26 protein-coding genes and 1 other annotated feature are annotated in these 26,250 nt (G+C 37.3%); of the genes, 17 read left to right on the top strand and 9 right to left on the bottom strand.

Features of this window, described 5'->3' with window-relative positions:
* Window positions 1-47: 47 nt before the first annotated feature.
* Together IGL32_RS10480 and IGL32_RS10475 are read right to left on the bottom strand one after the other, a co-directional pair.
* The gene (locus tag IGL32_RS10480) at window positions 48-581 is read right to left on the bottom strand and encodes a 3'-5' exonuclease (protein WP_002356400.1); all 534 of its coding nucleotides are present in this window, start codon (window positions 579-581) and stop codon (window positions 48-50) included.
* A 34-nt stretch (window positions 582-615) separates the two neighbouring features.
* On the bottom strand, window positions 616-1,371 hold the full coding sequence (locus IGL32_RS10475; RefSeq protein WP_023894972.1) for an exodeoxyribonuclease III: 756 nt from the start codon (window positions 1,369-1,371) through the stop codon (window positions 616-618).
* A gap of 206 nt (window positions 1,372-1,577) precedes the next feature.
* Between IGL32_RS10475 and IGL32_RS10470 the strand changes: the two genes are divergently transcribed.
* Entirely contained in the window at window positions 1,578-2,492 is a 915-nt protein-coding gene (locus IGL32_RS10470; protein WP_002359452.1) for a Gfo/Idh/MocA family protein, read from the top strand.
* 86 nt (window positions 2,493-2,578) lie between these two features.
* Window positions 2,579-3,466 carry a UDP-N-acetylmuramate dehydrogenase gene (murB, locus tag IGL32_RS10465; protein ID WP_002387193.1) on the top strand — a complete coding sequence of 296 codons (888 nt, stop codon included), beginning with the start codon at window positions 2,579-2,581 and terminating at the stop codon, window positions 3,464-3,466.
* A 73-nt stretch (window positions 3,467-3,539) separates the two neighbouring features.
* On the opposite strand, the gene cbpA is transcribed toward murB, so the two are convergent.
* Entirely contained in the window at window positions 3,540-4,178 is a 639-nt protein-coding gene (cbpA, locus tag IGL32_RS10460; RefSeq protein WP_002365057.1) for a cyclic di-AMP binding protein CbpA, read from the bottom strand.
* A gap of 285 nt (window positions 4,179-4,463) precedes the next feature.
* Here cbpA and rpmG point away from each other — a divergent pair, with 285 nt between their 5' ends.
* The 4 genes from rpmG to IGL32_RS10440 all read left to right on the top strand — a co-directional run bounded on the left by rpmG (window position 4,464) and on the right by IGL32_RS10440 (window position 6,475).
* The gene (rpmG, locus tag IGL32_RS10455) at window positions 4,464-4,616 is read left to right on the top strand and encodes a 50S ribosomal protein L33 (RefSeq protein ID WP_002356408.1); all 153 of its coding nucleotides are present in this window, start codon (window positions 4,464-4,466) and stop codon (window positions 4,614-4,616) included.
* A gap of 20 nt (window positions 4,617-4,636) precedes the next feature.
* Window positions 4,637-4,807: a preprotein translocase subunit SecE gene (gene secE, locus IGL32_RS10450; RefSeq protein ID WP_002356409.1), complete on the top strand. Its 171-nt coding sequence runs from the start codon at window positions 4,637-4,639 to the stop codon at window positions 4,805-4,807.
* Between the two features lie 124 nt (window positions 4,808-4,931).
* On the top strand, window positions 4,932-5,477 hold the full coding sequence (nusG, locus tag IGL32_RS10445) for a transcription termination/antitermination protein NusG (protein ID WP_002384070.1): 546 nt from the start codon (window positions 4,932-4,934) through the stop codon (window positions 5,475-5,477).
* A 110-nt stretch (window positions 5,478-5,587) separates the two neighbouring features.
* Entirely contained in the window at window positions 5,588-6,475 is an 888-nt protein-coding gene (locus IGL32_RS10440; protein ID WP_002379765.1) for an alpha/beta hydrolase, read from the top strand.
* Between the two features lie 92 nt (window positions 6,476-6,567).
* Here the strand turns inward: IGL32_RS10440 and IGL32_RS10435 are convergent, their stop codons facing one another.
* The gene (locus tag IGL32_RS10435) at window positions 6,568-7,290 is read right to left on the bottom strand and encodes a MurR/RpiR family transcriptional regulator (RefSeq protein ID WP_002367202.1); all 723 of its coding nucleotides are present in this window, start codon (window positions 7,288-7,290) and stop codon (window positions 6,568-6,570) included.
* A gap of 77 nt (window positions 7,291-7,367) precedes the next feature.
* Between IGL32_RS10435 and IGL32_RS10430 the strand changes: the two genes are divergently transcribed.
* From IGL32_RS10430 to IGL32_RS10420, 3 genes are read left to right on the top strand one after another with little or no spacing between them, the layout of a single operon-like run.
* Window positions 7,368-8,996 (top strand): peptide ABC transporter substrate-binding protein, encoded by a 1,629-nt coding sequence (locus tag IGL32_RS10430; protein ID WP_010819590.1) that lies wholly within the window; start codon window positions 7,368-7,370, stop codon window positions 8,994-8,996.
* 13 nt (window positions 8,997-9,009) lie between these two features.
* Complete coding sequence (locus IGL32_RS10425; RefSeq protein ID WP_002379762.1) at window positions 9,010-10,104, top strand: M42 family metallopeptidase; 1,095 nt, start codon at window positions 9,010-9,012, stop codon at window positions 10,102-10,104.
* Between the two features lie 5 nt (window positions 10,105-10,109).
* Entirely contained in the window at window positions 10,110-10,955 is an 846-nt protein-coding gene (locus IGL32_RS10420; protein ID WP_002365054.1) for a M55 family metallopeptidase, read from the top strand.
* 65 nt (window positions 10,956-11,020) lie between these two features.
* Here the strand turns inward: IGL32_RS10420 and sdaAA are convergent, their stop codons facing one another.
* Both sdaAA and sdaAB read right to left on the bottom strand, forming a co-directional pair.
* Window positions 11,021-11,893 (bottom strand): L-serine ammonia-lyase, iron-sulfur-dependent, subunit alpha, encoded by an 873-nt coding sequence (sdaAA, locus tag IGL32_RS10415; RefSeq protein WP_002367199.1) that lies wholly within the window; start codon window positions 11,891-11,893, stop codon window positions 11,021-11,023.
* Between the two features lie 22 nt (window positions 11,894-11,915).
* Window positions 11,916-12,584: an L-serine ammonia-lyase, iron-sulfur-dependent subunit beta gene (sdaAB, locus tag IGL32_RS10410; RefSeq protein ID WP_002414070.1), complete on the bottom strand. Its 669-nt coding sequence runs from the start codon at window positions 12,582-12,584 to the stop codon at window positions 11,916-11,918.
* Window positions 12,585-12,959: 375 nt separating this feature from the next.
* Here sdaAB and lsa(A) point away from each other — a divergent pair, with 375 nt between their 5' ends.
* From lsa(A) to rplL, 5 genes are all read left to right on the top strand, one after another.
* Window positions 12,960-14,456 (top strand): ABC-F type ribosomal protection protein Lsa(A), encoded by a 1,497-nt coding sequence (gene lsa(A) / locus IGL32_RS10405; protein WP_002379761.1) that lies wholly within the window; start codon window positions 12,960-12,962, stop codon window positions 14,454-14,456.
* 122 nt (window positions 14,457-14,578) lie between these two features.
* The gene (rplK, locus tag IGL32_RS10400; RefSeq protein WP_002356424.1) at window positions 14,579-15,001 is read left to right on the top strand and encodes a 50S ribosomal protein L11; all 423 of its coding nucleotides are present in this window, start codon (window positions 14,579-14,581) and stop codon (window positions 14,999-15,001) included.
* Between the two features lie 111 nt (window positions 15,002-15,112).
* On the top strand, window positions 15,113-15,802 hold the full coding sequence (gene rplA, locus IGL32_RS10395) for a 50S ribosomal protein L1 (protein ID WP_002356425.1): 690 nt from the start codon (window positions 15,113-15,115) through the stop codon (window positions 15,800-15,802).
* Window positions 15,803-15,864: 62 nt separating this feature from the next.
* Window positions 15,865-15,994, top strand: a sequence feature (ribosomal protein L10 leader region).
* 130 nt (window positions 15,995-16,124) lie between these two features.
* Complete coding sequence (gene rplJ, locus IGL32_RS10390) at window positions 16,125-16,625, top strand: 50S ribosomal protein L10 (protein ID WP_002356426.1); 501 nt, start codon at window positions 16,125-16,127, stop codon at window positions 16,623-16,625.
* 62 nt (window positions 16,626-16,687) lie between these two features.
* Window positions 16,688-17,056, top strand: coding sequence for a 50S ribosomal protein L7/L12 (gene rplL / locus IGL32_RS10385; protein WP_002356427.1), 369 nt, complete (start codon window positions 16,688-16,690; stop codon window positions 17,054-17,056).
* Between the two features lie 250 nt (window positions 17,057-17,306).
* Here rplL and IGL32_RS10380 read toward each other — a convergent pair whose 3' ends face one another.
* Together IGL32_RS10380 and IGL32_RS10375 are read right to left on the bottom strand one after the other, a co-directional pair.
* On the bottom strand, window positions 17,307-18,179 hold the full coding sequence (locus IGL32_RS10380; RefSeq protein WP_002379759.1) for an LPXTG cell wall anchor domain-containing protein: 873 nt from the start codon (window positions 18,177-18,179) through the stop codon (window positions 17,307-17,309).
* Between the two features lie 319 nt (window positions 18,180-18,498).
* Window positions 18,499-19,329 carry an AraC family transcriptional regulator gene (locus IGL32_RS10375; protein WP_002356429.1) on the bottom strand — a complete coding sequence of 277 codons (831 nt, stop codon included), beginning with the start codon at window positions 19,327-19,329 and terminating at the stop codon, window positions 18,499-18,501.
* Between the two features lie 148 nt (window positions 19,330-19,477).
* Between IGL32_RS10375 and IGL32_RS10370 the strand changes: the two genes are divergently transcribed.
* From IGL32_RS10370 to IGL32_RS10360, 3 genes are all read left to right on the top strand, one after another.
* Window positions 19,478-20,977, top strand: a complete 1,500-nt coding sequence (locus IGL32_RS10370; RefSeq protein ID WP_002359464.1) for an amino acid permease — start codon at window positions 19,478-19,480, stop codon at window positions 20,975-20,977.
* Window positions 20,910-24,032, top strand: a complete 3,123-nt coding sequence (ebgA, locus tag IGL32_RS10365) for a beta-galactosidase subunit alpha (RefSeq protein ID WP_029655894.1) — start codon at window positions 20,910-20,912, stop codon at window positions 24,030-24,032. The genes IGL32_RS10370 and ebgA overlap by 68 nt, the downstream gene beginning before the upstream one ends.
* A 181-nt stretch (window positions 24,033-24,213) precedes the next feature.
* Entirely contained in the window at window positions 24,214-24,462 is a 249-nt protein-coding gene (locus IGL32_RS10360; RefSeq protein WP_002356434.1) for a GlsB/YeaQ/YmgE family stress response membrane protein, read from the top strand.
* A gap of 317 nt (window positions 24,463-24,779) precedes the next feature.
* Here the strand turns inward: IGL32_RS10360 and rlmD are convergent, their stop codons facing one another.
* On the bottom strand, window positions 24,780-26,150 hold the full coding sequence (rlmD, locus tag IGL32_RS10355; protein WP_002379757.1) for a 23S rRNA (uracil(1939)-C(5))-methyltransferase RlmD: 1,371 nt from the start codon (window positions 26,148-26,150) through the stop codon (window positions 24,780-24,782).
* Window positions 26,151-26,250: the final 100 nt, after the last annotated feature.

Raw genomic sequence — 26,250 nt, 5'->3', positions numbered from 1 at the left:
ACTAGCCACTGAAAGAGATAACGCCTTCGCTGGAAACAAGAACTGGATTATTTCACCAATACTAATTTTTTTAAAGGTTCAACCCCAAATCGTTGTTCTTGCTGTAAAAGAATTTCGGCACAAGCACGGCTATCTTCTAAAGCATCATGATGATTATTTAAAGTGATATTGAGGTTTTCACAAACGGTATTTAATTTATGATTAGGAAATTCAGGAAACAGTTTGCGACTCGTTTTGACTGTACATAAAGAAAGGTAATTAGGTTGTTCTAAGCCATAGTAATCTAAACAGCCAGCCAAAACACTACAATCGAAACTTGCATTGTGAGCGACCACTAACCGATTTGGTTGAAAACAATGCTGAATTTGTTGCCATACTTCAGGGAATTTGGGCGCATTGACAACATCTGATTCATGAATGCCGTGAATTTGCGTATTTCGCCAGAAAAAAGGTGTTTCTGGTTTGATTAACGTGTAAAATTCATCCACAATCCGACTATTTTCTACTTTAACAATTGCAATGGAACAGGCACTATGTTTATCATAACTAGCTGTTTCAAAGTCAAAAGCGTAAAAGTTCATTAAAAAAAACTCCTTTCAACGCGTTGAGTAACACTTAAAAATCAAGTACAACTTCCACTGGACAATGATCACTACCAAGAATATCTGTATGGATTTTAGCACTGACTAAACGTTCATTCAAGGATTCTGACACAACGAAATAGTCAATCCGCCAACCTGCGTTATTTTTTCGTGCATTAAAGCGATAACTCCACCATGAGTAGATGCCCTCAGCTTCTGGATAAAAATAACGGAATGTATCAGTGAAACCACTGTCTAATAACTCAGTAAATTTTTGCCGTTCTTCAGGCGTGAACCCCGCATTTTTTTGATTGGTTTTCCAATTTTTTAAATCAATATTTTGATGAGCTACGTTTAAGTCACCGCAAAGAATGACGGGTTTTTCTTGATTTAATTCGTTTAAATAGGCACGAAACGCATCTTCCCATGTCATTCGATAAGCTAAACGCTTTAGTTCAGCTTGTGAGTTTGGTGTGTAGCAAGTAACCATGAAAAATTCTGGATATTCTAAAGTGATCACGCGGCCTTCTTGATCGTGAGACTCGATACCTAAGCCATAGCGAACACTTAACGCTTCTTCTTTAGCGAAAATTGCTGTGCCAGAATAGCCTTTTTTTTCGGCATAATTCCAATACTGATGATAGCCAGGAAGTTCTAAATCAATTTGCCCAGCTTGTAATTTTGTTTCTTGTAAACAGAAAAAATCTGCATCTAATTCATTAAAAACATCCATAAAATTCTTTTTAACAACCGCTCGTAAGCCGTTGACATTCCAAGAAATACATTTCATTGTTGAAACTCCTTTCAAATAAGAAACGCTTTTGCTCGTTTCAGTGCAAACCAGAACCAAAGAAAAGGTCGCTTGGTGCTTTCTTCTATTCTAATACTTTTTAAAGAAGTTTTAAATACTTGAAAAGAAAAAGAGAAAATGACTGATTTTTGGAAAGAAGTAGTCTATGATAAAATAGTAAAAAGAGCAGAAATGAGGACAAACGAATGAAAATTGGAGTCATTGGTTTAGGAAACATTGCACAAAAAGCGTATTTGCCAACTTATAGTGAATGCCGCCACTTGGCAGAGTTTGTATTAGCGACTAGGAACCCAGAAACACGACAAAAAATCGCTGATCAGTATGGCTTTACAGAAACCGTTGGGACCATAGAAGAATTGATTGAAGCAAAGATTGATGCTTGCTTTGTCCATGTAGCCACAAAAGTGCATGGTGCAGTCGTTCGCCAATTATTACAGGCCGGTATTCACGTCTTTGTGGACAAACCTTTAAGTGAAGAGCTTGCTGAAGTCAAAGAATTACAAGCATTGGCAGCAGCCAAAAATCTGCGCCTGATGGTTGGCTTCAATCGTCGTTTTGCCCCTTATACGGAAGTATTGAAAAATATTCCTGAAAAACAAACAATTTTTATTAAAAAAAACCGCATCAATACAACGAGAGAAACAAGTTTTATGATGTATGATTTATTTTTACATGTCGTTGATACCGCAGTTTATTTAGCGGAAGGACCGCTCCACGTGGTGCAGTCAAAATTAGTGGAAGAAAACGGTCATTTAAAACGAGCAATTTTACAATTAGAAACCGAACAGACAACGATTGTTTGTTCCATGGATTTACACTCTGGAGCCAATACAGAAACTTTTGAAGTCACCAGCCCCACAGGTACTTATCGCTTGGAAAATTTAACGCATTTGACCATCCAAACAGAAGAAGAATACCAAGTAAAAGAGATGGGAGATTGGACGCCAACATTGGAAAAAAGAGGTTTTTACCAAATGGTTACTGCTTTCATTCAGGCCATTCAAAAACCGCAAGAGCAAGAGTTAAAGCAAGAAAAAGTCTATGAAAGTCATGCGTTATGTGAAGAAATGCTACGCCAACAACAACGGCATGTTCTTTAAAGAGGACTAGCAACTTTCTTTCTATCATGCTAGAATAAGACAGATATTTTGAAAAGAAAGGACTAACTTTCGTGAACACTAAAGCTATGTTAGAAACATTAAACGAAATTACTTTATTAGTAGATGAACCATTAAAAAACGTAACCTTTACCAAAACAGGTGGCCCAGCTGATGTGTTGGCCTTACCCAAAACAAAAAAAGAAGTCGAAGAGATTGTGGCGTATTGCCGAGAACAAGGACTTTCATGGTTAGTATTAGGCAATGCTAGCAACTTGATTGTTCGTGATGGCGGTATTCGCGATGTCGTGATTATGCTAACAGAAATGAAAGAAATCAAAGTAGCCGGTACCACCATGATTGTGGATGCTGGTGCCAAGCTGATTGATACAACCTATGAAGCCTTAGCAGCTGATTTAACTGGTTTTGAATTTGCTTGTGGCATTCCGGGAAGTGTCGGTGGTGCTGTTTATATGAATGCTGGAGCATACGGCGGGGAAATTAAAGATGTTTTCCAGTCTGCAGAAGTGCTGTTGGCAGATGGAACTATCCAAACAATGACGAAAGAAGACCTGAATTTCCGTTATCGTCATAGTGAAATTCAAGAATTACATTGTATTGTCTTGCAAGCAACGTTTGCTTTAGAAAAAGGAAACCATGCAGAAATTAAAGCCCAAATGGATGAATTAACGGAACTTCGTGAACTGAAGCAACCGCTAGAGTATCCCTCTTGTGGCAGTGTCTTTAAACGCCCTGTTGGTCATTTTACAGGGAAATTAATCCAAGACGCTGGCTTACAAGGCTTAAAATGGGGCGGTGCTCAAATTTCCGAAAAGCATGCGGGATTTATTGTTAACATCGATCATGCAACCGCAACAGATTATGTGGAATTAATTGCACATATCCAAGAAGTGATTAAAGAAAAATTTGATGTTGAATTGCAAACGGAAGTTCGAATTATTGGTGAAGAAGTCTAAAAAATAAGCTAGGGAGGTAAGTCATTTTGACTTGCCTCCCTAGCTTTAAATCCTAAGATAAAGGTCGTAAATTTTACTCGTCTTCTAAATTTTCCAATTCTACAACTTTAAAGTTTTTCCGCTCTAAATGTTCTACAATGGCTGTACACGTTTCGGCAGTTGTGCCGGCTGGTAAAGTAATAAGTGTGCGACGAACAAATTCTTCACTATCGACATCCAATGTAATACAGCTGGCGATGCTGCTATATTTGGCAATGATTTTTGAAATGGCTGCTAAGTCGCCTTGTTGACCAACTGAAGCAATCGTTAAAACATAGCTCCCTTGTTTTACATTCCAAGATTGCGCTAAAATATTTAATAAGGTGCTGTGTGTTAAAATGCCGTAAAAATAATTATTTTCATCTAAAACAGCAATGTAAGGTAGTTCTTTAATAGTAAAAAATACCTTGAAAAATGAAGTGTTGACATAAATAAATTTTGTGGCATTTTTTAACAAATAGGTAACAGGTAAACTCATATCGCCACCATTTGCTTTGTGGCGGTAAATATGCATTTTATAGATATTTCCTCGGAAAATTTTTCCAGATTCGTCTAAAATTGGGACACAACGGTAACCTGAGTCTTCTAAAATAGAAAGAGCTTCTTCTAGAGTACAAGATTCATTGACGGTTGTTAAATTATCTTTTTTAATAACTACAGATTTTAATAACATAAACAGGCCTCCTAAGGGTTCATTTTTAATAAATTTATCATATCATAACTTAGCAGAAAACAATAGCTGAGACCTCAGAATAAAAGCAATTTTGTTAAAATAAATAGAAAATAAAGAAAAATCAGATATTTTATAAAAGAAATCAAGCACGTATTCGCGATAATGGTAAAAAATTACGTAAGAATCGGCACGGCGCTTCTTTAAAAAGTAAATTAAACTTTGACAACTTTTTCGAATAATGGTACTGTTAAGAAGTAAATTTGTGAATAGAGGAGGTCGAAGAACATGGCAACAAAGAAAGCAGCTCTTGCTTGTTCCGTTTGTGGCTCTCGCAACTATTCTAAATCCGTTAGTGAAGGTAAACGTGGCGAACGCTTAGAAATCAATAAATTCTGTAAATATTGTAATCAATACACGTTACATAAAGAAACGAAATAGATTTAGAGGAGGGTATCAACATGAAATTTTTCCGCAGCGTTGCTGATGAGATGAAGCAAGTAACTTGGCCAACAAAAAAACAATTGCGTAAAGATACATTAGTTGTAATTGAAACATCTATTTTATTTGCAGCATTGTTCTTTATCATGGATACTGTTATCCAAACGGCATTTGGCTGGATTTTAAAATAATTAATTCTAGTATTTCCCGACGAGGGGTGCTATAATAGTATTCGAGAAAAAGCTTCGGGAAACTGAGCTTTTTTTATTTGCTCGAAAAAAATAAACTAAAACATTTAAAGGAGCCGAATCAGTAATGGAAACTTTTGAAAGAAATTGGTACGTATTGCACACCTATTCAGGCTATGAAAATAAAGTAAAAGCAAACATTGAATCACGTGCACAAAGCATGGGGATGGGCGATTATATTTTTCGTGTCGTTGTACCAGAAGAAACAGAAAAAGAAGTCAAAAATGGTAAAGAAAAAGAAATCGTTCATAAAACTTTCCCTGGTTATGTGTTAGTGGAAATGATTATGACCGATGATTCTTGGTATATTGTTCGTAACACGCCAGGCGTAACTGGTTTTGTAGGCTCACATGGTGCCGGTAGTAAACCCGCTCCTTTATTACAAGAAGAAATTAACCACATTTTACGTTCAATTGGCATGAGCACCCGTCAATCAGACTTAGAAGTAGCGCTAGGCGATACAGTGAAAATTATCGAAGGTGCCTTTTCTGGTCTTGAAGGTGTTGTGACAGAAATCGATGAAGAAAAACAAAAATTAAAAGTAAACATCGATATGTTTGGTCGTGAAACAAGTACAGAATTAGACTTTGAACAAGTCGATAACATTGATTAATAAACAAGCTGACAAACTATTGTTCAGCTGATTGATACAGATTGTAGGGTCTGGAAAAGCAGTCAACTGACTTCTTTTCCAAGCCCTTTTTTAGTTCATCGCAGAAAGGAATGAAAAAAATGAAACATGCCCAAAAATATCGTTATTTTTCTTTGCTAATGGGTCTTATTCTATTATTAAGTGCTTGCCAAATTGGGGCAACTACGAAGGATGACAACCAAGCCGCCACAAAAGAAGCAACTGTTGAGTTAAACCGCACAACAACACCAACGCTTTTTTTTCATGGTTACGCAGGAACTAAAAATTCGTTTGGCTCGTTACTGCATCGCTTGGAGAAACAAGGTGCCACAACTCAAGAATTAGTGCTACTCGTTAAACCTGATGGGACCGTGGTTAAAGAGCGAGGAGCTTTAAGTGGCAAAGAGACGAATCCCAGTGTTCAAGTTCTATTTGAAGATAATAAAAACAATGAATGGAATCAAACAGAATGGATAAAAAACACATTACTCTATTTACAAAAAAATTATCAAGTGAACAAAGCCAATATTGTCGGGCACTCTATGGGTGGTGTTAGTGGTTTACGTTATTTAGGAACTTATGGGCAAGATACATCGTTACCTAAAATTGAAAAATTCGTCAGCATTGGAGCACCTTTCAATGATTTTATTGATACGAGTCAACAGCAAACCATCGAAACGGAACTAGAAAACGGCCCCACAGAAAAAAGTAGCCGCTATTTGGATTATCAAGAGATGATTAATGTTGTTCCAGAAAAACTGCCCATTTTATTAATTGGTGGTCAATTAAGTCCAACAGATTTAAGTGATGGAACGGTACCGTTATCTAGTGCCTTAGCAGTCAACGCCTTGCTAAGACAGCGAGGAACTCAAGTCACTAGCCAGATTATTAAAGGAGAAAATGCACAACATAGCCAATTACATGAAAATCCTGAAGTAGATCAATTGCTAATTGAATTTCTATGGCCGAGTAAAAAATAGCAAAAAGGCACATGTTCCATAAAAAATGGAACATGTGCCTTTTTCTATACTTTGGCTAGCGAAATAGCTTTTTTCAGCTATAATAAATAAAATTATTTATTTTTAGGAGATATTGGAATGGAATCTTCATGATTTAAATAAGCACAAATCAAGGCTTCAAAGGTGATTAATGTTTGGCCAAAAAACATTTGTGGCTGAGCGACACTTGTTGAAAACGGGCTGTAAGAGTCAGTTGAAAAAACGAGATCTGCCAGTCGACCAAGAGTTGAATTTTTGGCGCCAACAAAAGAAATGATAGGATGTTTTTTCTCTTTCGCAAGCAGAGCTGTTTCTTTTAGGTATTTTTCTTCACCAGAATGTGAAAGAATGATAAAAAGAAAATTCTGATTATTTTGACTATTTATCGAATGAGTATGGGCTGTTGTGATACTGGGGATGCCATGAAAATTGAAAACTTCACTAATGTAAGCCGCCAAATGTCGTGAAAAGTCATGACCTAAAATAACAAATAAATGACTCTTGTGTTTGGCAAGCAGTCGACAAAACTCGTTGGTTGTTTCAAATGAAGGCGCTGTTTCAAAAGGGATTGGCTGAGAAAAATGGGCTTCTTTTAATTTGTAAATAAGTTCATTATAACCTGATAAATTTAATTTTTTGGCTAAACGAATGATGGAACTAGGCGAAGAAAAGCAGTGTTTGGCAACTTCCCGAATACTCAAATCGGCCGCATTCGTACTTTGTTGATCCAAATAATACAAAATCTGACTTTCTGTTTTCGTTAAATGATACGTTTCTTTTAAGTAATCTAAGTTCATGAGCAAACCTCCTTTATCAGATTATAAATAATTTTGTGGGAAAAAGGTATCAAAAAATACAAAAATGAGGTGTTTTTATGAAAAGGGCAACAAAGCAAAGGCTGTCTTTGACAGCAATCATGGTTTTACTTCTCTCGGGCTGTGGAAGTGTTGGGAAAGAAACCAAAAAGCAAGAACAACAGGTATTACGGGTCGGGATTGATTCGGAATTATCAACGGCAGACGTGTCGTTGGCAATGGATAATACAGCAGCAGATGTAATGAGCCAAGTAGGGGAGGGACTTTTCTCCTTTGACGAAAAAGGAGAAGCGAAACCAGCATTGGCAACTGAAAAAGTACAGCCCTCCAATGATGGTTTAAGCTATACTTTTACGATTCGAAAAGATGCAAAATGGAGTAACGGCGAGCCAATCACAGCCAATGATTTTGAATACTCTTGGAAGCGCACAGTGGACCAAAAAACAGCTTCCCCGCAAGCGTATTACTTTGAAGGGCTAAAAAATTATCGTGCTATTGTTGACGGTGGCAAATCTAAAGAAGAGTTAGGAGTAACAGCCATTGATGACCATACCTTGGAAGTAGAGCTAAGCTATCCTATGAGTTATTTTCAACAATTATTGGCGGTACCAGCTTTTTATCCTTTAAATGAAGCATTTGTCGAAAAAACGGGCAAAAACTATGGTACATCAGCTGAGTCAACACTTTACAATGGCGCCTTCACATTAGAAGGTTGGGATGGCACGAATAATACTTGGTCCTATGTGAAGAATAAAAATTATTGGGATCAAGCGAATGTTTCGCTAGATAAGGTGGATGTCCAAGTAGTTAAAGAAGTCAATACTGGGAAAAATCTTTTCGAAGGGAAAGAATTAGATGTTGTAAAAATTTCTGGAGAAATTGTTGCACAAGAACAAGGCAATGCAGCTTTGAAAATTCGTGAAATTCCTGGAACGTATTATATCCAATTAAATACGCAAAAAGATCTTTTGGCAAATAAGAATGCACGTCGAGCAATAGCATTATCATTGAATTCTGAGCGTTTAGCTAAAAATGTTTTAAATGATGGCTCAAAAAAAGCACTTGGCTTCGTGCCAACAGGTTTCACTAATCAAGAAACGCAAAAAGATTTTGCAGAGGAATTAGGAGATTTAAATCCTAGTGAACCAGAAAAAGCGAAAGAGTTATGGCAAACGGCTAAAAAAGAATTAGGAATTGAAAAAGCGGAGCTAACGATTTTAAGTTCGGATACAGAAAATGCTAAAAAAATCAGTGAGTATGTTCAAGGAGCTTTAGCAGATAATTTAGAAAATTTAACAGTCAATGTTTCACCAGTTCCTTTTAATAATCGTTTAGAAAAAAGTCGCAGCGGAGATTTCGACATTGTGGTTGGTGGCTGGACGCCAGTATATGCTGATCCAATCGATTTCTTAAACTTACTGCAATCAAAAAATTCCAATAATTTTGGTAAATGGTCTAATAAGACCTTTGATCAGTTGCTTCAAGAAGCAAACGTAACTTATGCAAATAAATATGAAGAACGTTGGAAAACATTACAAAAAGCGGATCAATTGGTTGCGGAAGAAGCCCCCCTAGTTCCTCTTTATCAATTAACAGAAGCACGCTTAGTGGCCGATTCTGTCCAAAATTTAGTCTATGGTCCATTAGGTTCAGGCTATTACAAATCAGTCTCTATCAGTGATAAGTAAAGGTTGGGAAAAAATGAAAAAAAGTCAAGCTGTTCAATTAATTCAGGAACTTTCAAATGCTAATGGTGTTTCAGGCTTTGAAACAGAAGTCGTTAGAATCCTTCAACACGCAACTGCAGATTTTACTATTCAACGGCTAGATGCCATTAAAAATTTATATCTTGAGAAGAAAAATAATCTAAGTGAAGGTCCAGTAGTGCTTTTTGATGCTCATAGTGACGAAGTGGGTTTTATGATTCAAGCAATTAAAGAAAACGGCTTGTTGCGTTTTCTTCCGTTAGGTGGCTGGGTCCCTAATACGATTTCTGCACAAAAAGTTCGGATTCGTAACCGGGAAGGCACCTATCTGCCAGGCGTAGTTACTAGTCGACCCCCTCATTTTATGACACCAGAGGAACGTCAGCGGCCGTTAACCATTGCTGATTTGACGATCGACATTGGTGCTACCTCAAAAGAAGAAGTAATTGAAACGTACAAAATCGATCTTGGTGCACCGGTCATTCCAGATGTGACGTGCTGTTACAACGAACAGACAGATCTTTTTTTAGGAAAAGCTTTTGATTGTCGCATTGGCTGTGCTTGCTTAGTGGATGTCATGGAGGAGTTGAAAGAAGAGACACTTCCATTCAAGTTAGTTGCGACAGTAACTGCACAAGAAGAAGTTGGCGAAAGAGGAGCACTTATTGCCGCAAAGCAAGTCAATCCTGATTTAGCTATTGTTTTCGAAGGCTGCCCGGCTGATGATACGGCAGAAACGCCAGAGATGATTCAATCAGCAATGGGAAAAGGACCGATGTTACGTTATTTTGATGTTTCTATGATTACGAATCCGGAATTTCAAGAGTATGCACTAGAGATTGCTAAAATACACAAAATTCCTGTTCAAGTTTCTGTTCGAAGTGGTGGTGGAACCAATGGCATGGCGATTACACAAGTTCAAGGAGCCCCGACGATTGTTGTAGGAATTCCTGTCCGTTACGCTCACACACCCCATTGCTATGTAGATTTTCAAGATTACCAAGCGGCGAAAGAATTAGTCATTCAATTAATCAAAAATTTAGATGCTGACAAAATTCAAGCACTGGTTCAGCCATTGTCAAAGGAGTGAAACAAATGAAAATTTATGTGTCATGCGATATTGAAGGATTAGCAGGTATTGCGACATTTGATATGGAAAAAGAAGACACCGTTTTATTCCGAGAATTATATCACCAACATGTGGCTTGGTTGATTGAAGGGATTCAAAAGAGTGCCAAAAATGAACAAATTACAGAAATTACTATTGCCGATTCGCATAGCCGTGGATTGAATTTAGCTTATGCGCGCTTGGCAGAAATGGATGAACGAATTTCCTTAGTGAGCGGTTTTCCTCGCATGGATTATATGATGAGTGGCTTGGATAGTAGCTATGATGTAGTCTTTTTCTTAGGTTATCATGCCGGTATTGGTAAACAAAAAGGGAATATGGATCATGGGTATAGCGCTAGTGTTGCTTATGATTTAAAAATAAACGACTTAGCGATGAATGAAACGACAATTAATGCAGCTTACGCTAGCGAATTAGGTGTCCCTGTTGGTTTAATTATCGGTGAATCAGGCTTAGAGGAACAACTTTTTCAAGAAAAAATGATGCCCGAAGTTCCCTTTGTTTCCACCAAAGAATCTCTGGGACGTTATGCAATCAAAAATAGACCCATGCAACAAGTTCGGGAAGCTATAGTAGCAACTACAAGTCAGGTGTTAACTTCCTTTGCGTTGTCTGAATTACCCCGATATGCCTTGCAAACACCTGCAACTGTAAAATTGCAATGTGTGACGACAGCACAAGCAGATCGTATTGAAATGTTACCAATGATTAAACGCATTGATGGTAGAACTGTTTCATTTGTAGGTGAAACGATGAAAGATGTCATGAATGGAATTGTCGCTGTGGTTGGTTTAGGCGGAACAAGTTATTAAAGTAAGAAGCTTACGGAAAAAACGAATGGACATTTTTTTCTGTAAGCTTCTTGCTATAGTTATTTCTATTTTTGTTTCTCTAGAATTTCTTTGCTTAAACGTTGTGCAGTTGGTGTCACCGCAAGACCGCCTTCAGCGGTTTCCTTGAAAATTTGTGGCATTTGGCGTCCCACTTGGTACATTGCGTGGATGACTTCATCTGGCGGAATGACACTTCGAATCCCCGCTAAAGCCATATCAGCTGAGATGAAGGCTTGAGAAGAACCTAATGCATTTCGCTTCACGCAAGGGACTTCAACAAGTCCTGCAACAGGATCACAAATGAGGCCCATCATATTTTTTATCGTAATAGCCACAGCTTGAGCAGATTGATCAGGCGTACCGCCAGAAGCCGCAACTAAAGCGGCACTGGCCATTGCACTAGCAGAACCGACTTCAGCTTGACAACCACCTTCGGCACCGCTGATTGAGGCATTGTTGGCAATCACTAAGCCAAAAGCCCCAGCGGTAAATAGAAAATCCAATTGTTGCTGATGGGTTAACTTTAAGCGATCAATAACTGCCAACAAGACGCCAGAAACTACTCCGGCACTGCCTGCGGTTGGTGTAGCACAAATCAAGCCCATTTTTGCATTAACTTCATTAACAGCAATCGCATTTCGCACGGCTTGTAAAATGGTCTCACCGCTTAAAAAGTTGCCTGAATGTATGTAATCATTTAAGCGGGTTGCATCGCCACCAGTTAGCCCTGTTACTGAGGTAACACCAGCGATTCCTTCAGCGACAGATTGTTTCATAACGGCTAGATTTTTTTCCATTGTTTCAATAATTCGTTCACGAGAATACCCGCCATGAGCCATTTCTGTTGCAATCATTAATTCGCTCACAGAAGGGTACTCTTTCGCTTGAGCTACCAAATCTTCAATTGAATAAAACATCGTATTACTCCTTTACGTTCATTTAGTCAAAATAGTTAACGCTATATATATGAGGGATTTCAGCTAATTGCATGACAATGTCACCGACTTCGGCTTGATCAACTTCAATAATCATAATCGCTTTTTCCCCTTTAGATTCTCGGGTAACGGTCATTGTACTAATATTGATATCGCTAGCTGAAAGGATGTTGGTCACCTTAGCAATCATGCCAGGAACATCTTGATGAACAACGATAAATGTTGGCGTGCCCATACTTAAAGACAATTTGAAGCCATTTAATTCAGAAATTTGAATGTTTCCACCACCAATTGAAATTCCTGTCACAGATAGTTTTCGGTCGCCAGAAGAAACCACAATTTTAACGGAATTAGGGTGGTCTGCTTTTTCACTTTTAGGAATAAAACAAACTTCCATTCCTTGTTCATAAGCAATTTCCAAAGAATTGGCTAGTTGCTCATCATCTGGTTCCATACCTAAAAGGCCGCCAACTAAGGCGATATCTGTTCCGTGACCACGATAAGTTTTAGCAAAAGACTCATATAAATAAATGTCAACGCTATCAGGTTGCTGTCCAAAAATACTGCGAACCACTTTTCCAATTCTTGCCGCTCCAGCTGTATGAGAACTGCTTGGACCAATCATAACAGGTCCGATAATATCAAAAACACTATTAAAGCGTAACTCTTCCATTTCAGCACCTTCTTCATTAGAATATGTTTTCATTGGAAGTCTAACACAAAAAATGGCGGGGAACTAGGCAATCGCTTGTGTTTTAGCGAATAATTTAAATTTTTATCAGAATGAAAGCAAGGGGCCTTCGTTGACAAATCAGTGAAGAGATGCTAAATTCTAGATAATAAAAGACGAAAAGAGGGATTCGTGCGTTGAAAATTTAAGTTAATTTTTTAGAGAAACTGTATAACTTTGCCTGATTATAACGGGTGGAGTGTGCGGATTTTCGGAAATTAGCTTAAAGAATTCAGCCACGGGTCTTTTTGTATACCTTGGATTGATGCCGCTGATTTCCGTAAAGCTGCATCAATTTTGCTTTATGGAGGTATATTTATGTCGAAAATTGAACTAAAACAACTATCTTTTGCCTATGATAATCAAGAAGTATTGCTTTTTGATCAGGCAAATATCACGATGGATACCAATTGGAAATTAGGATTGATTGGCCGCAATGGCCGTGGGAAAACAACCTTATTAAGATTGTTACAAAAGCAGTTGGATTACCAAGGAGAGATTCTTCATCAAGTCGATTTCGTCTATTTTCCACAAACAGTTGCAGAAGAACAACAGCTCACTTATTATGTCTTACAAGAGGTGACTTCTTTTGAACAGTGGGAATTAGAACGAGAATTAACGCTTTTAAACGTTGATCCTGAAGTTTTATGGCGGCCCTTTTCTTCTTTATCAGGCGGCGAAAAGACGAAAGTTTTATTAGGTCTTCTTTTTATTGAAGAAAATGCCTTTCCTTTAATTGACGAGCCAACAAATCATTTAGATCTAGCTGGCAGACAACAAGTGGCTGAATATTTGAAGAAAAAGAAACATGGATTTATTTTAGTCAGCCACGATCGGGCATTTGTTGATGAAGTGGTTGATCATATTTTGGCGATTGAAAAAAGTCAATTGACGCTGTATCAAGGGAATTTTTCTATTTATGAAGAGCAAAAAAAATTAAGAGATGCTTTTGAACTAGCAGAAAATGAAAAAATCAAAAAAGAAGTCAATCGCTTGAAAGAAACCGCTCGTAAAAAAGCGGAATGGTCGATGAACCGTGAAGGTGATAAGTACGGCAATGCTAAAGAAAAAGGAAGCGGGGCGATTTTTGATACAGGAGCCATTGGTGCCCGGGCAGCGCGCGTAATGAAGCGCTCGAAACACATTCAACAACGTGCCGAAACACAATTAGCAGAAAAAGAAAAACTATTAAAAGATCTTGAGTATATTGATCCTTTGTCAATGGATTATCAGCCAACGCATCACAAAACATTATTGACGGTGGAAGAGCTTCGTCTAGGCTACGAGAAAAATTGGCTATTTACGCCAATTTCTTTTTCAATAAACGCGGGAGAAATTGTCGGAATAACAGGAAAAAATGGCTCAGGAAAATCGAGCTTGATTCAGTATTTGTTGGGGGATTTTTCTGGAGATTCAGAAGGAGAAGCCACTTTGGCTCACCAATTAACCATTTCTTATGTGCGCCAAGATTATGAAGACAATCAAGGAACTTTATCCGGATTTGCAGAGAAAAATCAGTTAGATTACACCCAATTTTTAAATAACTTACGAAAACTTGGGATGGAGCGCGCCGTTTTCACTAATCGAATTGAACAAATGAGTATGGGGCAACGGAAAAAAGTCGAAGTAGCCAAATCATTGTCTCAATCAGCTGAACTTTATATTTGGGATGAACCCCTTAATTACTTGGATGTGTTTAATCATCAACAATTAGAAGCGCTAATCTTATCTGTGAAGCCTGCAATGCTAGTGATTGAGCATGATGCGCATTTCATGAAGAAAATAACGGATAAAAAAATTGTCTTGAAATTATAAAAACATCTTGAAAAAGTAAAGGGAATCCTGTATAGTAATAGGGTATGTTTTAAATGTACGTTGAGTGGGAGGGGAAATCTCAACCCCATTAACCACGCACGAGAACTTAAGGAGGTATTTTCGTGGCTAAAAAAGTAGAAAAAATCGTTAAATTACAAATTCCTGCGGGGAAAGCAACACCAGCTCCACCAGTAGGTCCAGCGTTAGGTCAAGCAGGTATCAACATCATGGGATTCACTAAAGAATTCAATGCTCGTACAGCTGACCAAGCAGGCTTGATTATTCCAGTAGTAATCTCTGTATATGAAGATCGTTCATTTACATTCATTACTAAAACACCACCTGCTGCAGTCTTATTGAAAAAAGCTGCAAAAATCGAAAAAGGTTCAGGTGAACCAAACAAAACTAAAGTTGCAACAGTTTCAAGCGATCAAGTGAAAGAAATCGCTGAACTTAAAATGGCAGACCTAAACGCCGCTGACGTTGAAGCAGCAATGCGCATGGTTGCAGGAACTGCACGAAGCATGGGTATCATCGTAGAATAATTTTTATTCCACACTTACTCAAAGAAGTAGCTTCTCAGTTCGTTTCATATTTAAAGATATGAAAGACGTGGGAGGTACAACCGTTATAACCACAATCAAGGAGGAAACAAAATGGCTAAAAAGAGCAAAAAAATGCAAGAAGCATTGAAAAAAGTTGATGCTACAAAAGCTTACTCAGTTGAAGAAGCAGTAGCTTTAGCAAAAGATACAAACATCGCGAAATTTGACGCAACAGTTGAAGTTGCTTACAAATTGAACGTTGACCCTAAAAAAGCAGACCAACAAATCCGTGGAGCAGTTGTGCTTCCAAACGGAACTGGTAAAACACAAACTGTTTTAGTATTCGCTAAAGGCGAAAAAGCTAAAGAAGCTGAAGCTGCTGGTGCAGATTTCGTAGGCGACGACGACATGGTTGCAAAAATCCAAGGTGGATGGTTCGACTTTGACGTAGTTGTTGCGACTCCTGACATGATGGCTACAGTTGGTAAATTAGGCCGTGTCTTAGGACCAAAAGGTTTAATGCCAAACCCTAAAACGGGTACTGTAACAATGGACGTTACAAAAGCTGTTGAAGAAGTTAAAGCTGGTAAAGTAACTTACCGCGTTGACAAAGCTGGTAACATCCACGTACCAATCGGTAAAGTTTCATTTGATAACGAAAAATTGGTTGAAAACTTCAACACAATTAACGACGTATTATTGAAAGCTAAACCATCAACTGCTAAAGGTCAATACATCAAAAACATTTCAGTAACAACAACATTTGGACCTGGAATCCACGTTGACCAAGCTTCTTTCTAATTTGAAAGAAAATAATTAAAAAATTCTTGACTCACTCACTTACCCTATGGTAAAGTGAGTGAGGTTAATAATTAACTGTACCGAAGACAGTAGGTGACGCAAGTCTTAATTTCCTACCGAGGACAATTGTTGAGTTATATACAATTCGGTCCCTCTATGTCTACGGTGGCATGGAGTTTTGTTGTTTTACACGACTTTTTGAAAAAAAGCCGATGTAAAACAATACTTGGCGAACGAAGTGAGCGAAGTTTCATTTGATTCTTCTACTTTACATAACGTAAACCAAGTCCAACTCCACCATCAAAATCAGGAGGTGAAATAAATGAGTGAAGCAGCAATCGCTAAAAAAGAAACCCTAGTTCAAGCAGCCGCTGAGAAATTTGAATCAGCAGCATCAGTTGTAATCGTGGACTACCGTGGTTTAACAGTTGAAGAAGTCACTAACTTACGTAAACAATTACGTGATGCAGGCGTAGAAATGAAAGTCATCAAAAACTCAATCCTTTCTCGTGCAGCTAAAAAAGTTGGTTTAGACGGCTTAGACGAAGTCTTTACAGGCCCAACTGCTGTCGCATTCAGCAACGACGATGTAGTAGCACCAGCTAAAATCATCGACGAATTTGCTAAAGATGCAAAAGCATTAGAAATCAAAGGTGGCGTCATCGAAGGAAAAGTTTCTTCAGTGGAACAAATTACTGCGTTGGCAAAACTACCAAACCGCGAAGGTTTACTATCTATGCTATTATCTGTATTACAAGCGCCAGTCCGCAACGTGGCTTACGCTGTCAAAGCAGTGGCAGAGAAAAACGAAGAAGTTGCTTAATTGCAGTCTAATTCAAACCAATAAAAAACAAACAATTTTAATTTAAATGGAGGAAATTCAAAATGGCATTAAACATTGAAAACATCGTTGCTGAGTTAGAAACAGCAACTATCTTAGAACTAAGCGAATTAGTTAAAGCTATCGAAGAAAAATTTGACGTATCAGCAGCAGCTCCTGTAGCAGTAGCTGGACCAGCAGCAGGTGGAGCAGCAGAAGAACAAACTGAATTCACTGTTGAATTAACAGCAGCTGGCGATCAAAAAGTTAAAGTTATCAAAGCAGTTCGTGAAGCAACTGGCTTAGGCTTGAAAGAAGCTAAAGCTGTAGTTGATGGCGCTCCTGCACCAGTTAAAGAAGCTGTTTCTAAAGAAGAAGCAGAAGCTTTAAAAGCTGCTTTAGAAGAAGTTGGCGCTTCAGTAACAGTAAAATAATTCATTCAACTTTTGAATGTTCGAGAACCCTTGTGTTGCAAGGGTTCTTTTTTATTAAGCTTTTAAATGGTGGTAAAGTTAGTGAATTGATTGTCAAAATAATCTTTTCGTTTAATAAAGATAAGCATTCCTAGCTAAAGAGAAAATCCAGAGGATCTTAACCTCTGGATTTGATAATTTTCTATAAATTCTCGTTACCAATATTATTTGATAAAAAGCAAATTATTTAAATAGTGACTGAATAGTAGGTCTATTTCTTTTTATTTTTTATAATGAATATACTAACTAAAGATAGTAAGATGATTCCAATGATAGTAAATAAAACTGATTTTTTTTCGCCAGTACTGGGAAATATCCCCTTTTTGTGCTCGGTTGAACTTGATGTAGTAGCTTTCTTCGAACTGCTCGTAGTTGTTTGTAATGTAGATTCTGTATTAGTAGTATCCGAAGAAACACTTTCAGCACTTTGATTAATTGACGTATAATCGTTTGCTTTTATTTTATCTGCCATTGCTGCTAAACCATAATCACCACGGACATCAGATGGGTAATTTTGGTTAGCGTAGTCTACCTTGACTTGATTAATTAAATCGACGAGTGTTTGATCGCTTAAATTATTTACAACATCACTATTTAAATCATATACATAAATTAACGAAAGTCGAATTTGAGGTAAATAATTTTTTAAGTCATCAATCGTTAATGTTGAGTAATCTGTAGAGTAGGAGTCCTCCGGGATAGGTTTCTCACCATATAATTTAGTAATCATTCTCGCTGTTCCACTGATGTCTTGGTTTACAAAATGAAACGAAACTTTTTTTGCGTAGTCCAGTTCGTCATCAGATAAACGATTTATCAAGGTTTCTGTTAAACCATACATACCTACGTAATTAAGAAGTGTTTGACGAAGCGATGGAAGTTCCTCGCTTTCAGCTGTAAGTGCTGTTGAATCAGTTGAAGCATTAATTGTTGTTGCTGAAGTTTCTTGAGTTAAAGAAGTAACTGTTGACTTTTCCACAGAAGCTTCATTAGCCGAATCTTCTGCCCATACATTAGAAACTGATAGTGTGGTAATCGAAACAAAACAAAAGAGTCCTAAAAACATTTTTTTCATTTTAATCATTCCTTTCGTTACCTATTGTAACATTTTTGAAATATTTTTGTAACAATTAAATATTAAGAAAAGCTTAAGAATATATACTAGGTGATAAAAAATATAAATTTTAAACTATTAATCTATCAAAAATACGATCCGTAGAGACTATTACATTAGTGTCAAAATATTTCAAAGGTGTTGGTTAAAGAAGTACTGTATTCGCTTAATGGTAGTTTCGAGTAAATTAGTCATTATATAAAAGATTGACAAGTATGCTGCATAGCGAAAACTTCGTCAATCTTTTAAAAGGATAAAAATACAGATTTAAGAATAATGACAATTTATTTTAAGTCAAAAACTGTTGACGATATTGTCGAGGTGTCATCTCTTTTTTCTGGAAGAAAAATTTTGAAAAATAAGAAGGTGAAGAAAAACCTGCTTCAAAACTGATTTCCGTGATGGTTAAGGAACTTTTCCTTAACAGAGAACAGGCTTTTTGCAATTTTAAGTTTTGTACATAAATACTAGGATTTGTTTGTTCATAACGCTGAAATAGCTTAAATAAATAGCTACGATCAATGTTATACTCAGAAGCTAATTGACTAATTGAAAGATTGTTTGAAAAATTTTCGTGAATAGCCATTTTAATTTGGTTAAATAATTGTTGGCTTTGATTTTCGTGCTGTGTAACGGAATGATGCTCTAGATAATTCAACAATTGAAAGCTTTCACTTAAACTGCCAAAATGATTATGTTTCTTCGCTTCTTGGTAAATATTTTTAAATAAACTTTCTAATTTCTTATCAACAGTTCCTTTTAAAATACAATTTTCGGTAGTCAGGCCTATTTTTTCTAAATACTGAGACGAAAGATCTCCAACAAAACCGACCCAATGATAGGTCCAAGGATTTTGCCGATTAGGATAATAAATATTGCGACAATTGGCTGGAATCATAAACAAATCGCCAGCGGTAATGTGTTGTTTTTCCATAAAGGGTGTTGAAAAATAGCCTTCACCATCGCTACAATAATGCAAAACCCAATAATTAATGGGTGCAAACTCAGTTGGTTTTGTCGGACGGCATTTTTCATAGCCAGCTTCATAAAGATGAAATTCTTGGCTAATAGGTTGATCATTAATCAGGATGCTGACATTATTTGTAAAAACATTTTGCATGCTATCACCTCTTTATAAGAGTATGTAAAGGCTTTCTAAAAGTCAACATCTTTACAAGAAATAGGCAACATTTTTTATTTTTAAAAAACTGTAAGCGTTTTACAATGTATGAGTACTAATTAATTTGATAAAGAGAGGATGTAGTAAAATGGCAACACATTCACGGGAACGATTAGGTTCTGTCGCATTGATGCTCATGACTTTTTCAGCGGTTTTTGCCTTTCCCAGCATTGTTAACAACAGTATTCAGATTGGCCTAGCAACTATTCCAGGCTATTTATTCGGCTCTATTTTTTACTTTTTACCATTTATTCTAATGATTGCAGAATTTGCTTCTGCTAATTCTGAAAATGAATCAGGTGTTCACAGTTGGTTGGAATCTGTGCTAGGACCTAAATGGGCATTTTTAGGCGCTTGGTCGTATTTCTTTGTCAACTTGTTTTTCTTCTGTTCATTACTACCGAATACATTGATTTATGGTTCATACGCTTTTTTAGGTCAAAACGTTTTTCAAGGAAACCATAGTACTAAAATAATTGCAGTGATTTCCATCCTGTTATTTTGGTTAATGACATGGGTTTGTATTAAAGGGGTTTCGTGGATTTCGAAAGTGACTAGCTTAGCGGGTGGTGCTCGTTTATTTATGGGCGTAGCTTTTGTGGTTTTAGCCTTTGTCGTCGTGTTTGGTTTTGGCAATGAACCAGCACAAGAGTTTACCACGACGTCAATTATGCCAACTTTTAATTGGACTTTTTTCATGACGATGGCGTGGATTTTACAAGCTGTTGGTGGTGGTGAAAGTATCGGTGTATATATTAAGGATGTTAAAGGCGGCAATAAAACGTTTGTCCGCACGATGATTGGTGCAACGATTGCGGTCGGTATCATGTATATTCTTGGTGCCGTTGCTGTAGGTTTGGTAGTGCCAACGGATGTCTTAAAAGGAAACTTTTCAAATGGTATTTTCGATATCTTTAAAATTTTAGGTACGTATTTCCATATTCCCGCAGCAATGATGGTGCGCTTAGTAGGAATTATCTTATTTGTCGGAAGTCTTGGTTCTTTGGCTCTGTGGACGGCAGCACCAGTTAAAGTATTTTTCTCAGAAATTCCTGATGGGGTCTTCGGTAAGTGGCTAGTGAAAACGAACGAAGAGGGAAATCCAACCAATGCTTTGTTAGTTCAAGGAATTATTGTGACGATTTTAGTTGCCATTCCAGCATTAGGAATTGGAAATATGGATAGCTTTTTAGAAACGTTAATTAATATGACAGCTTCTACGTCATTAGTGCCTGTCTTGTTCTTGTTAATCGCCTATATTGGGCTTCGTTGGAAAAAAGAAACAATGCCGAGAAGTTTCCGCTTTGGTAATCGAACCTTTGGCTTAATTGCGGGAATTTTCTTATTAGCCATTTTTATCTTTGTATTCTTTATGTCAACTGTGCCGGATCCAAAATTAATCATGGAAGAAATCAATGGCACGTTACCGAAAGGAACCGCTAGTCCACTGGGCATGTTGGCGTATAACATCATTGGGTTAATTGTCTTTATGGGCTTTGCTTGGATTTGTTGGAAACGATATGAAACAAAAGAAAAAAATGAAGTTGGTAAAGGAGAAATGGATTATGAAGACTTGGGAAAATTATAAAGTAGATAGTATTAATCGGTTGCCTGGACGAGCACATTTTTCGAGCTTTCCTTCGAAAGAAACAGCGTTATTAAATGAAAATAAATATACACAAGCATACAAAAATTTAAACGGACGCTGGCATTTTCTCTTTTTAGAAGCGCCAGAATACAGCCCAGAAAACTTTTTTGCGACGGACTTTGATACAAGCCAAATGGATCAAATCACTGTTCCTGGAAATTGGCAAGTCCAAGGATATGGCAAAATGCATTACTCTGATTTATGGTACAATTTTCCCATTAATCCGCCGTATGTACCAACGGAAAACCCAACAGGTATTTACAAACGGACATTTGCTATAGATGAAACATTTCACGATAAAAAAATCATTTTACGTTTTTGTGGCGTAGATTCAGCTTATCATGTTTGGGTGAACGGCCATGAAGTTGGCTACAGTAAAGGTGCACGAAATGAAGCAGAATTTGACATTACGCCTTACGCTAAAATTGGTGAAACAAATGATTTAACGGTGCGAGTCTATCAATGGTCAGATGGTACGTATTTAGAGGATCAAGATATGTGGTGGTTAAGTGGTATTTTTCGTGATGTTGAATTACTCGGTGTACCAGAAAATGGGCTGGAAGATTTCTTTATTATTTCCGATTTAGATGATTCGTATCAAAATGGCCACTTGGCAATTACGGGTAAATTTTGGCAAGACAAAGGACAACAAGTTCAATTGGAGTTGATGGATCAGCAGGGAAAAACGGTTCTTAAAGAGACTGTCGCAGGAAATCAAGGTACAGTTGAATTTTCAGCAAGTTTACCGTCTGTCACTGCTTGGTCAGCTGAAAAACCATACTTGTATCAACTATTTATCACTGTTTTTTGTGAAGGGGAAGTCGTCGAAGTTATTCCGCAAAAAGTTGGTTTCAGAAATATTCATGTATCTGGTGAGACTTTCTTAGTCAATGGTGTGGCCATTAAACTAAAAGGAATGAATCGTCATGATTATAATCCGAAAAATGGTCGAGTGGTTAGTCGTGAAGAAATTGAAAAAGATATTCGTTTAATGAAACAATTTAATATTAATGCCATTCGAACCAGTCATTATCCAGCATCTGCTTATTTCTATGATTTATGCGATGAATATGGAATGTATGTGATTGATGAAACTGATTTGGAATGTCACGGCTTTGAATTAACCGGAGAATATGATTGGATTAGCAACGATCCAGAATGGGAAACGGCTTATGTTTCTCGGATGGTACGGATGATTCAACGGGATAAAAACCATCCATCAATTCTCTTTTGGTCGTTAGGAAATGAATCTGCGTTTGGTCATAACTTTATTGAAATGGCCTGTATTGCCAAAGAAATGGATCCAACACGTTTGGTTCATTATGAAGGTGATTTTGAGGCAGAGGTCACGGATGTCTATTCTACAATGTATACGTGGTTGGAACACCCAACTAGAGAATTACTGATGAATACGATTATTGAAAATTCAAAAAAACCGCATATTTTATGTGAATATTGTCATGCGATGGGGAATGGCCCTGGGAATTTAAAAGAATACCAAGAGCTATTTTATGCTCATGATAAATTACAAGGTGGCTTTATTTGGGAATGGTTTGACCATGGCATTGAATCGGTAACAGATAACGGTGAAGTTTATTATCGTTATGGCGGCGATTTCGGCGATGATCCAAGTAACAAAGATTTTTGTATTGATGGGATGTTGATGCCTGACCGTACGCCATCTCCTAGCTTGTATGAATACAAAAAAGTCATTGAACCCATTACAACTAGCGCTATTGACGTTCTGTCAGGTGAATTCTCATTATTGAGTCGGTTTGACTTTGAAAACTTGGCTATCTTTAAGCTGGTTTATACAATTACTGAAGATCAAACAGTGATTCAATCAGGGACAGTAGCAGTGCCAGCAATTGCTGCTAGAGCAGAAGGAAGACTGCACTTACCTTATCATTTAGATTTTCCTAAAAAGGCAGGAGCCGCCTATTATTTAACTCTTTCATATCAATTGAAAGAAACGACTGCCTATGCATCTGCTGGTCATGAATTAGCTACCGCACAGTTTGAATTGCCAATTGCAACACCAGGGATTGAGATCACACCAGTTGGCACGATGATGGCAAAGGAAATTGGCCCTCATTTATACATTGAAGGACCAAACTTTTCAATTAATTTTGATAAAGTGAAGGGCGCCTTAACGAATGTGACACGAGATGGTAAAAAATTATTGCATAGAGGGCCGAAATTTACATTTTGGCGGGCACCGATCAGTAATGATATGGAAATTATTGATGAAATGAAGAAGAAATATTTCTTACATTTAGAGCATGAAATTGTCCGTTCTTTTGAGTGGAAAAAAGTTGATGATTTTATCCAAGTCATCGTAAAAACAATTAACGGAACGACTAACAGTGCTTGGCATTATCAATGTACCTATCAGTATTTAATTGCACCAAATGGCGAAATTTTCTTCGACTTAAAAGGTAGTCCTGCTGGTAAAATTGAAAATGCGCCAGATATGTTACCACGTTTGGGTGTGACTCTCCATTTAGACAAGTCTCTATCAGAAGTAAAATATTTCGGTAAAGGGCCGAGAGAAAACTATGTAGATTCACAAGAAGCTGGTTTACTTGGCGTTTATGATGCTACAGTGGCGGAAATGTTCACTAATTATGTTGTTCCACAAGCCAATGGTAACCACATGGCGACTAAATGGTCCGCATTCACGGATGATCGCGGCCAAGGGGTAGTAGCAACAGCGGCTGATTCATATAATTTTAGTGTTTCTTATTTTGAAGAACAAGCGCTAGATGTTGCTAAGCATACCAATGAATTACAAGAAAGTGAGTATGTTGTTTTAAATATCGATTACAAACAAAACGCCCTAGGTAGCTACTCTTGTGGCCAGTGGCAATTAGAAAAATACCGAACTACGTTTGAAGAATTCCAATTGGCATTCCGCTTAACACCTTTTAATAATAAAGAGATTCAAGCAGCGGATGTCGCACATGAACGAGTAAAACGACCAACAATTTCTTAAATAAAAGCTCAGAACAGTGCACTTCGGTCTCCTGTTCTGAGTTTTTTTAATGAAATTATCAGAAATTATTGCTTTTTTTTTCATGGAAACAAGCAAACTATTTTGTTATCTAATAAAAGTAGTCCATAATAGTAACATAGCGAATTATTCGCTAGATAAAGCATTTAGGAGGAATTATTTTATGCATACTTTATGGGTTTTAATCGTTGGTGCTGTTATCGGTGCTATCGCTGGCGCACTTACAAGCAAAGGTCAATCAATGGGTTGGATTGCGAATATCGTTGCCGGTTTAGTTGGTTCATTTATCGGAGAAAAAATCTTAGGTAGCTGGGGTCCTCACGTAGCAGGTATGGCAATTGTGCCATCAATTATTGGGGCAGTAATTTTAGTTGCTGTGGTTTCATTCTTCTTCGGACGAAAAAATAGCTAATTAAGTAAATAATTGTTTAATTAGTTAAAGGAGGTCGGGACAGAACCGTTTAGCTCCGAGAAATAAGAAGAAATTTCCGAAAATTGCTTTTTAATTTTTGGAGACCAAGTAGGTATTGTTCATCATCGAATCACTACGTTCTTCGTGATTCTCAACAATTTCGGCTTATTTCCGAAGGACCTTCAACTCTTAGAGCTTTAGCTCTTAGAAGTTGTTGAGATCGGAGCAACGCGTAGTGTTGGTTCTGTTCCCGCCGTTTATCAGTTTTTGAGCGTGGAGCAAAAATCCAAAGTGATTTTTGTCCCACGCTCCTTTTTTTATTTTCTCGTTAATTTTACGACAACTTCACAACGAGCGGTTTGTGGAAACATATCAACAGATTGTAAATAGTCTACTTGATATACTTTGGCTAATTGAACTAAATCACGTGCTAACGTGGATACATTACAAGAAATATACACCATTTTCTTAGGTGGTTGTTTCAAAAGGGCCGTTAATAATTTACGATCCAAACCAGTCCGTGGGGGATCAACTACAATGGCATCAGGTTTAAAGCCTTCTTTGAACCATTTAGGTAATAAGTCTTCAGCTGTTCCAACAGCATAATGTGTGTTCGTAACACCAAGTCGTTTTGCATTGAATCTAGCATCGTCAATTGCGGCGGGAATGGTATCCATACCACGAACTTGATGCGCTTGTTTCGCTAAACTTAAGCCAATGGTCCCGACGCCACAATAAGCATCAACAACAGTTTCGTTTGGTTGTAAATCTAAGGCCTTGATTCCTTCATTATATAAAACTTCCGTTTGTTCTGGATTCAATTGGAAAAATGCTCGCGGCGATAAATCAAAGACAACGTCGTTAATGTGTTCTTCAATGCTTTCTTTGCCCCATAAGTGAAGGGTATCATCACCCATTACTAGAGAGGTTTTTTTATTTTGGACATTTTGCATAATAGAAACAACTTCTGGTAATTGTTCATTAATTGCGCGAACCATTTTTTCTTTTTGTGGAAATTTCTGCGATTGTGTAATGAACACTACTTGGACTTCGCCAGTTTGGATGCCCACTCGAACCATTAATGTTCGAAAGATACCACTATTTTTACGTTCATCATAAATTGGTAATTGAAAGTCATTCAATAAATCAACTAATGTATTCATCACCTTGGTTGTCGCAGGCTGTTGGACCAAACAGTTATCAATCGGTACTAATTGATGTGAATCAGCTTGATAGAGACCAGCTTCTACTTGGCCATCGATTTGGCGTAATTGGAATTGGGCTTTATTTCGATAATTCCAAGGATTATCCATCCCAATTGTTTTTCGTAGTTCATAGTTTTGATAATTGGCTGGTTTAAATTTGTTAAGCGCCTGCTTTAATAAATCTTTTTTAAAGTCTAATTGTGCTTTGTAGGCTAAATGTTGTAGTTGGCAGCCGCCACATGTTTCATAGACAGGACAAGGAGGGACCACGCGATCTTTAGCAGCTTTTTTGACAGATTGAAGGGTTCCTTCAGCAAATTTGGGTGTAACATTTGTGATCGTGGCAGTCACTTCTTCTTTCGGTAGCGCCCCAGGAACGAAAATAATTAATTTTTTATAATAGCCGATACCTTCGCCATTAATTCCTAATCGTTTAATTTTTAAAGAAATTTGTTGGCCTTTTTTTACTAGTTGTTGGGTCATATTCTTTCATCCTTTAGTCATCTCACATTTTTCACTTCCTCCCATTTTAGCACATTTTTATTTATTTGGCTTCCAAGGATTCTATGGTATAGTAGAATAT

It is taken from the genome of Enterococcus sp. AZ035 (genome assembly GCF_050548325.1).
GTDB lineage: Bacteria > Bacillota > Bacilli > Lactobacillales > Enterococcaceae > Enterococcus > Enterococcus faecalis.
This window is presented reverse-complemented; position numbering and strand designations above follow the sequence as displayed.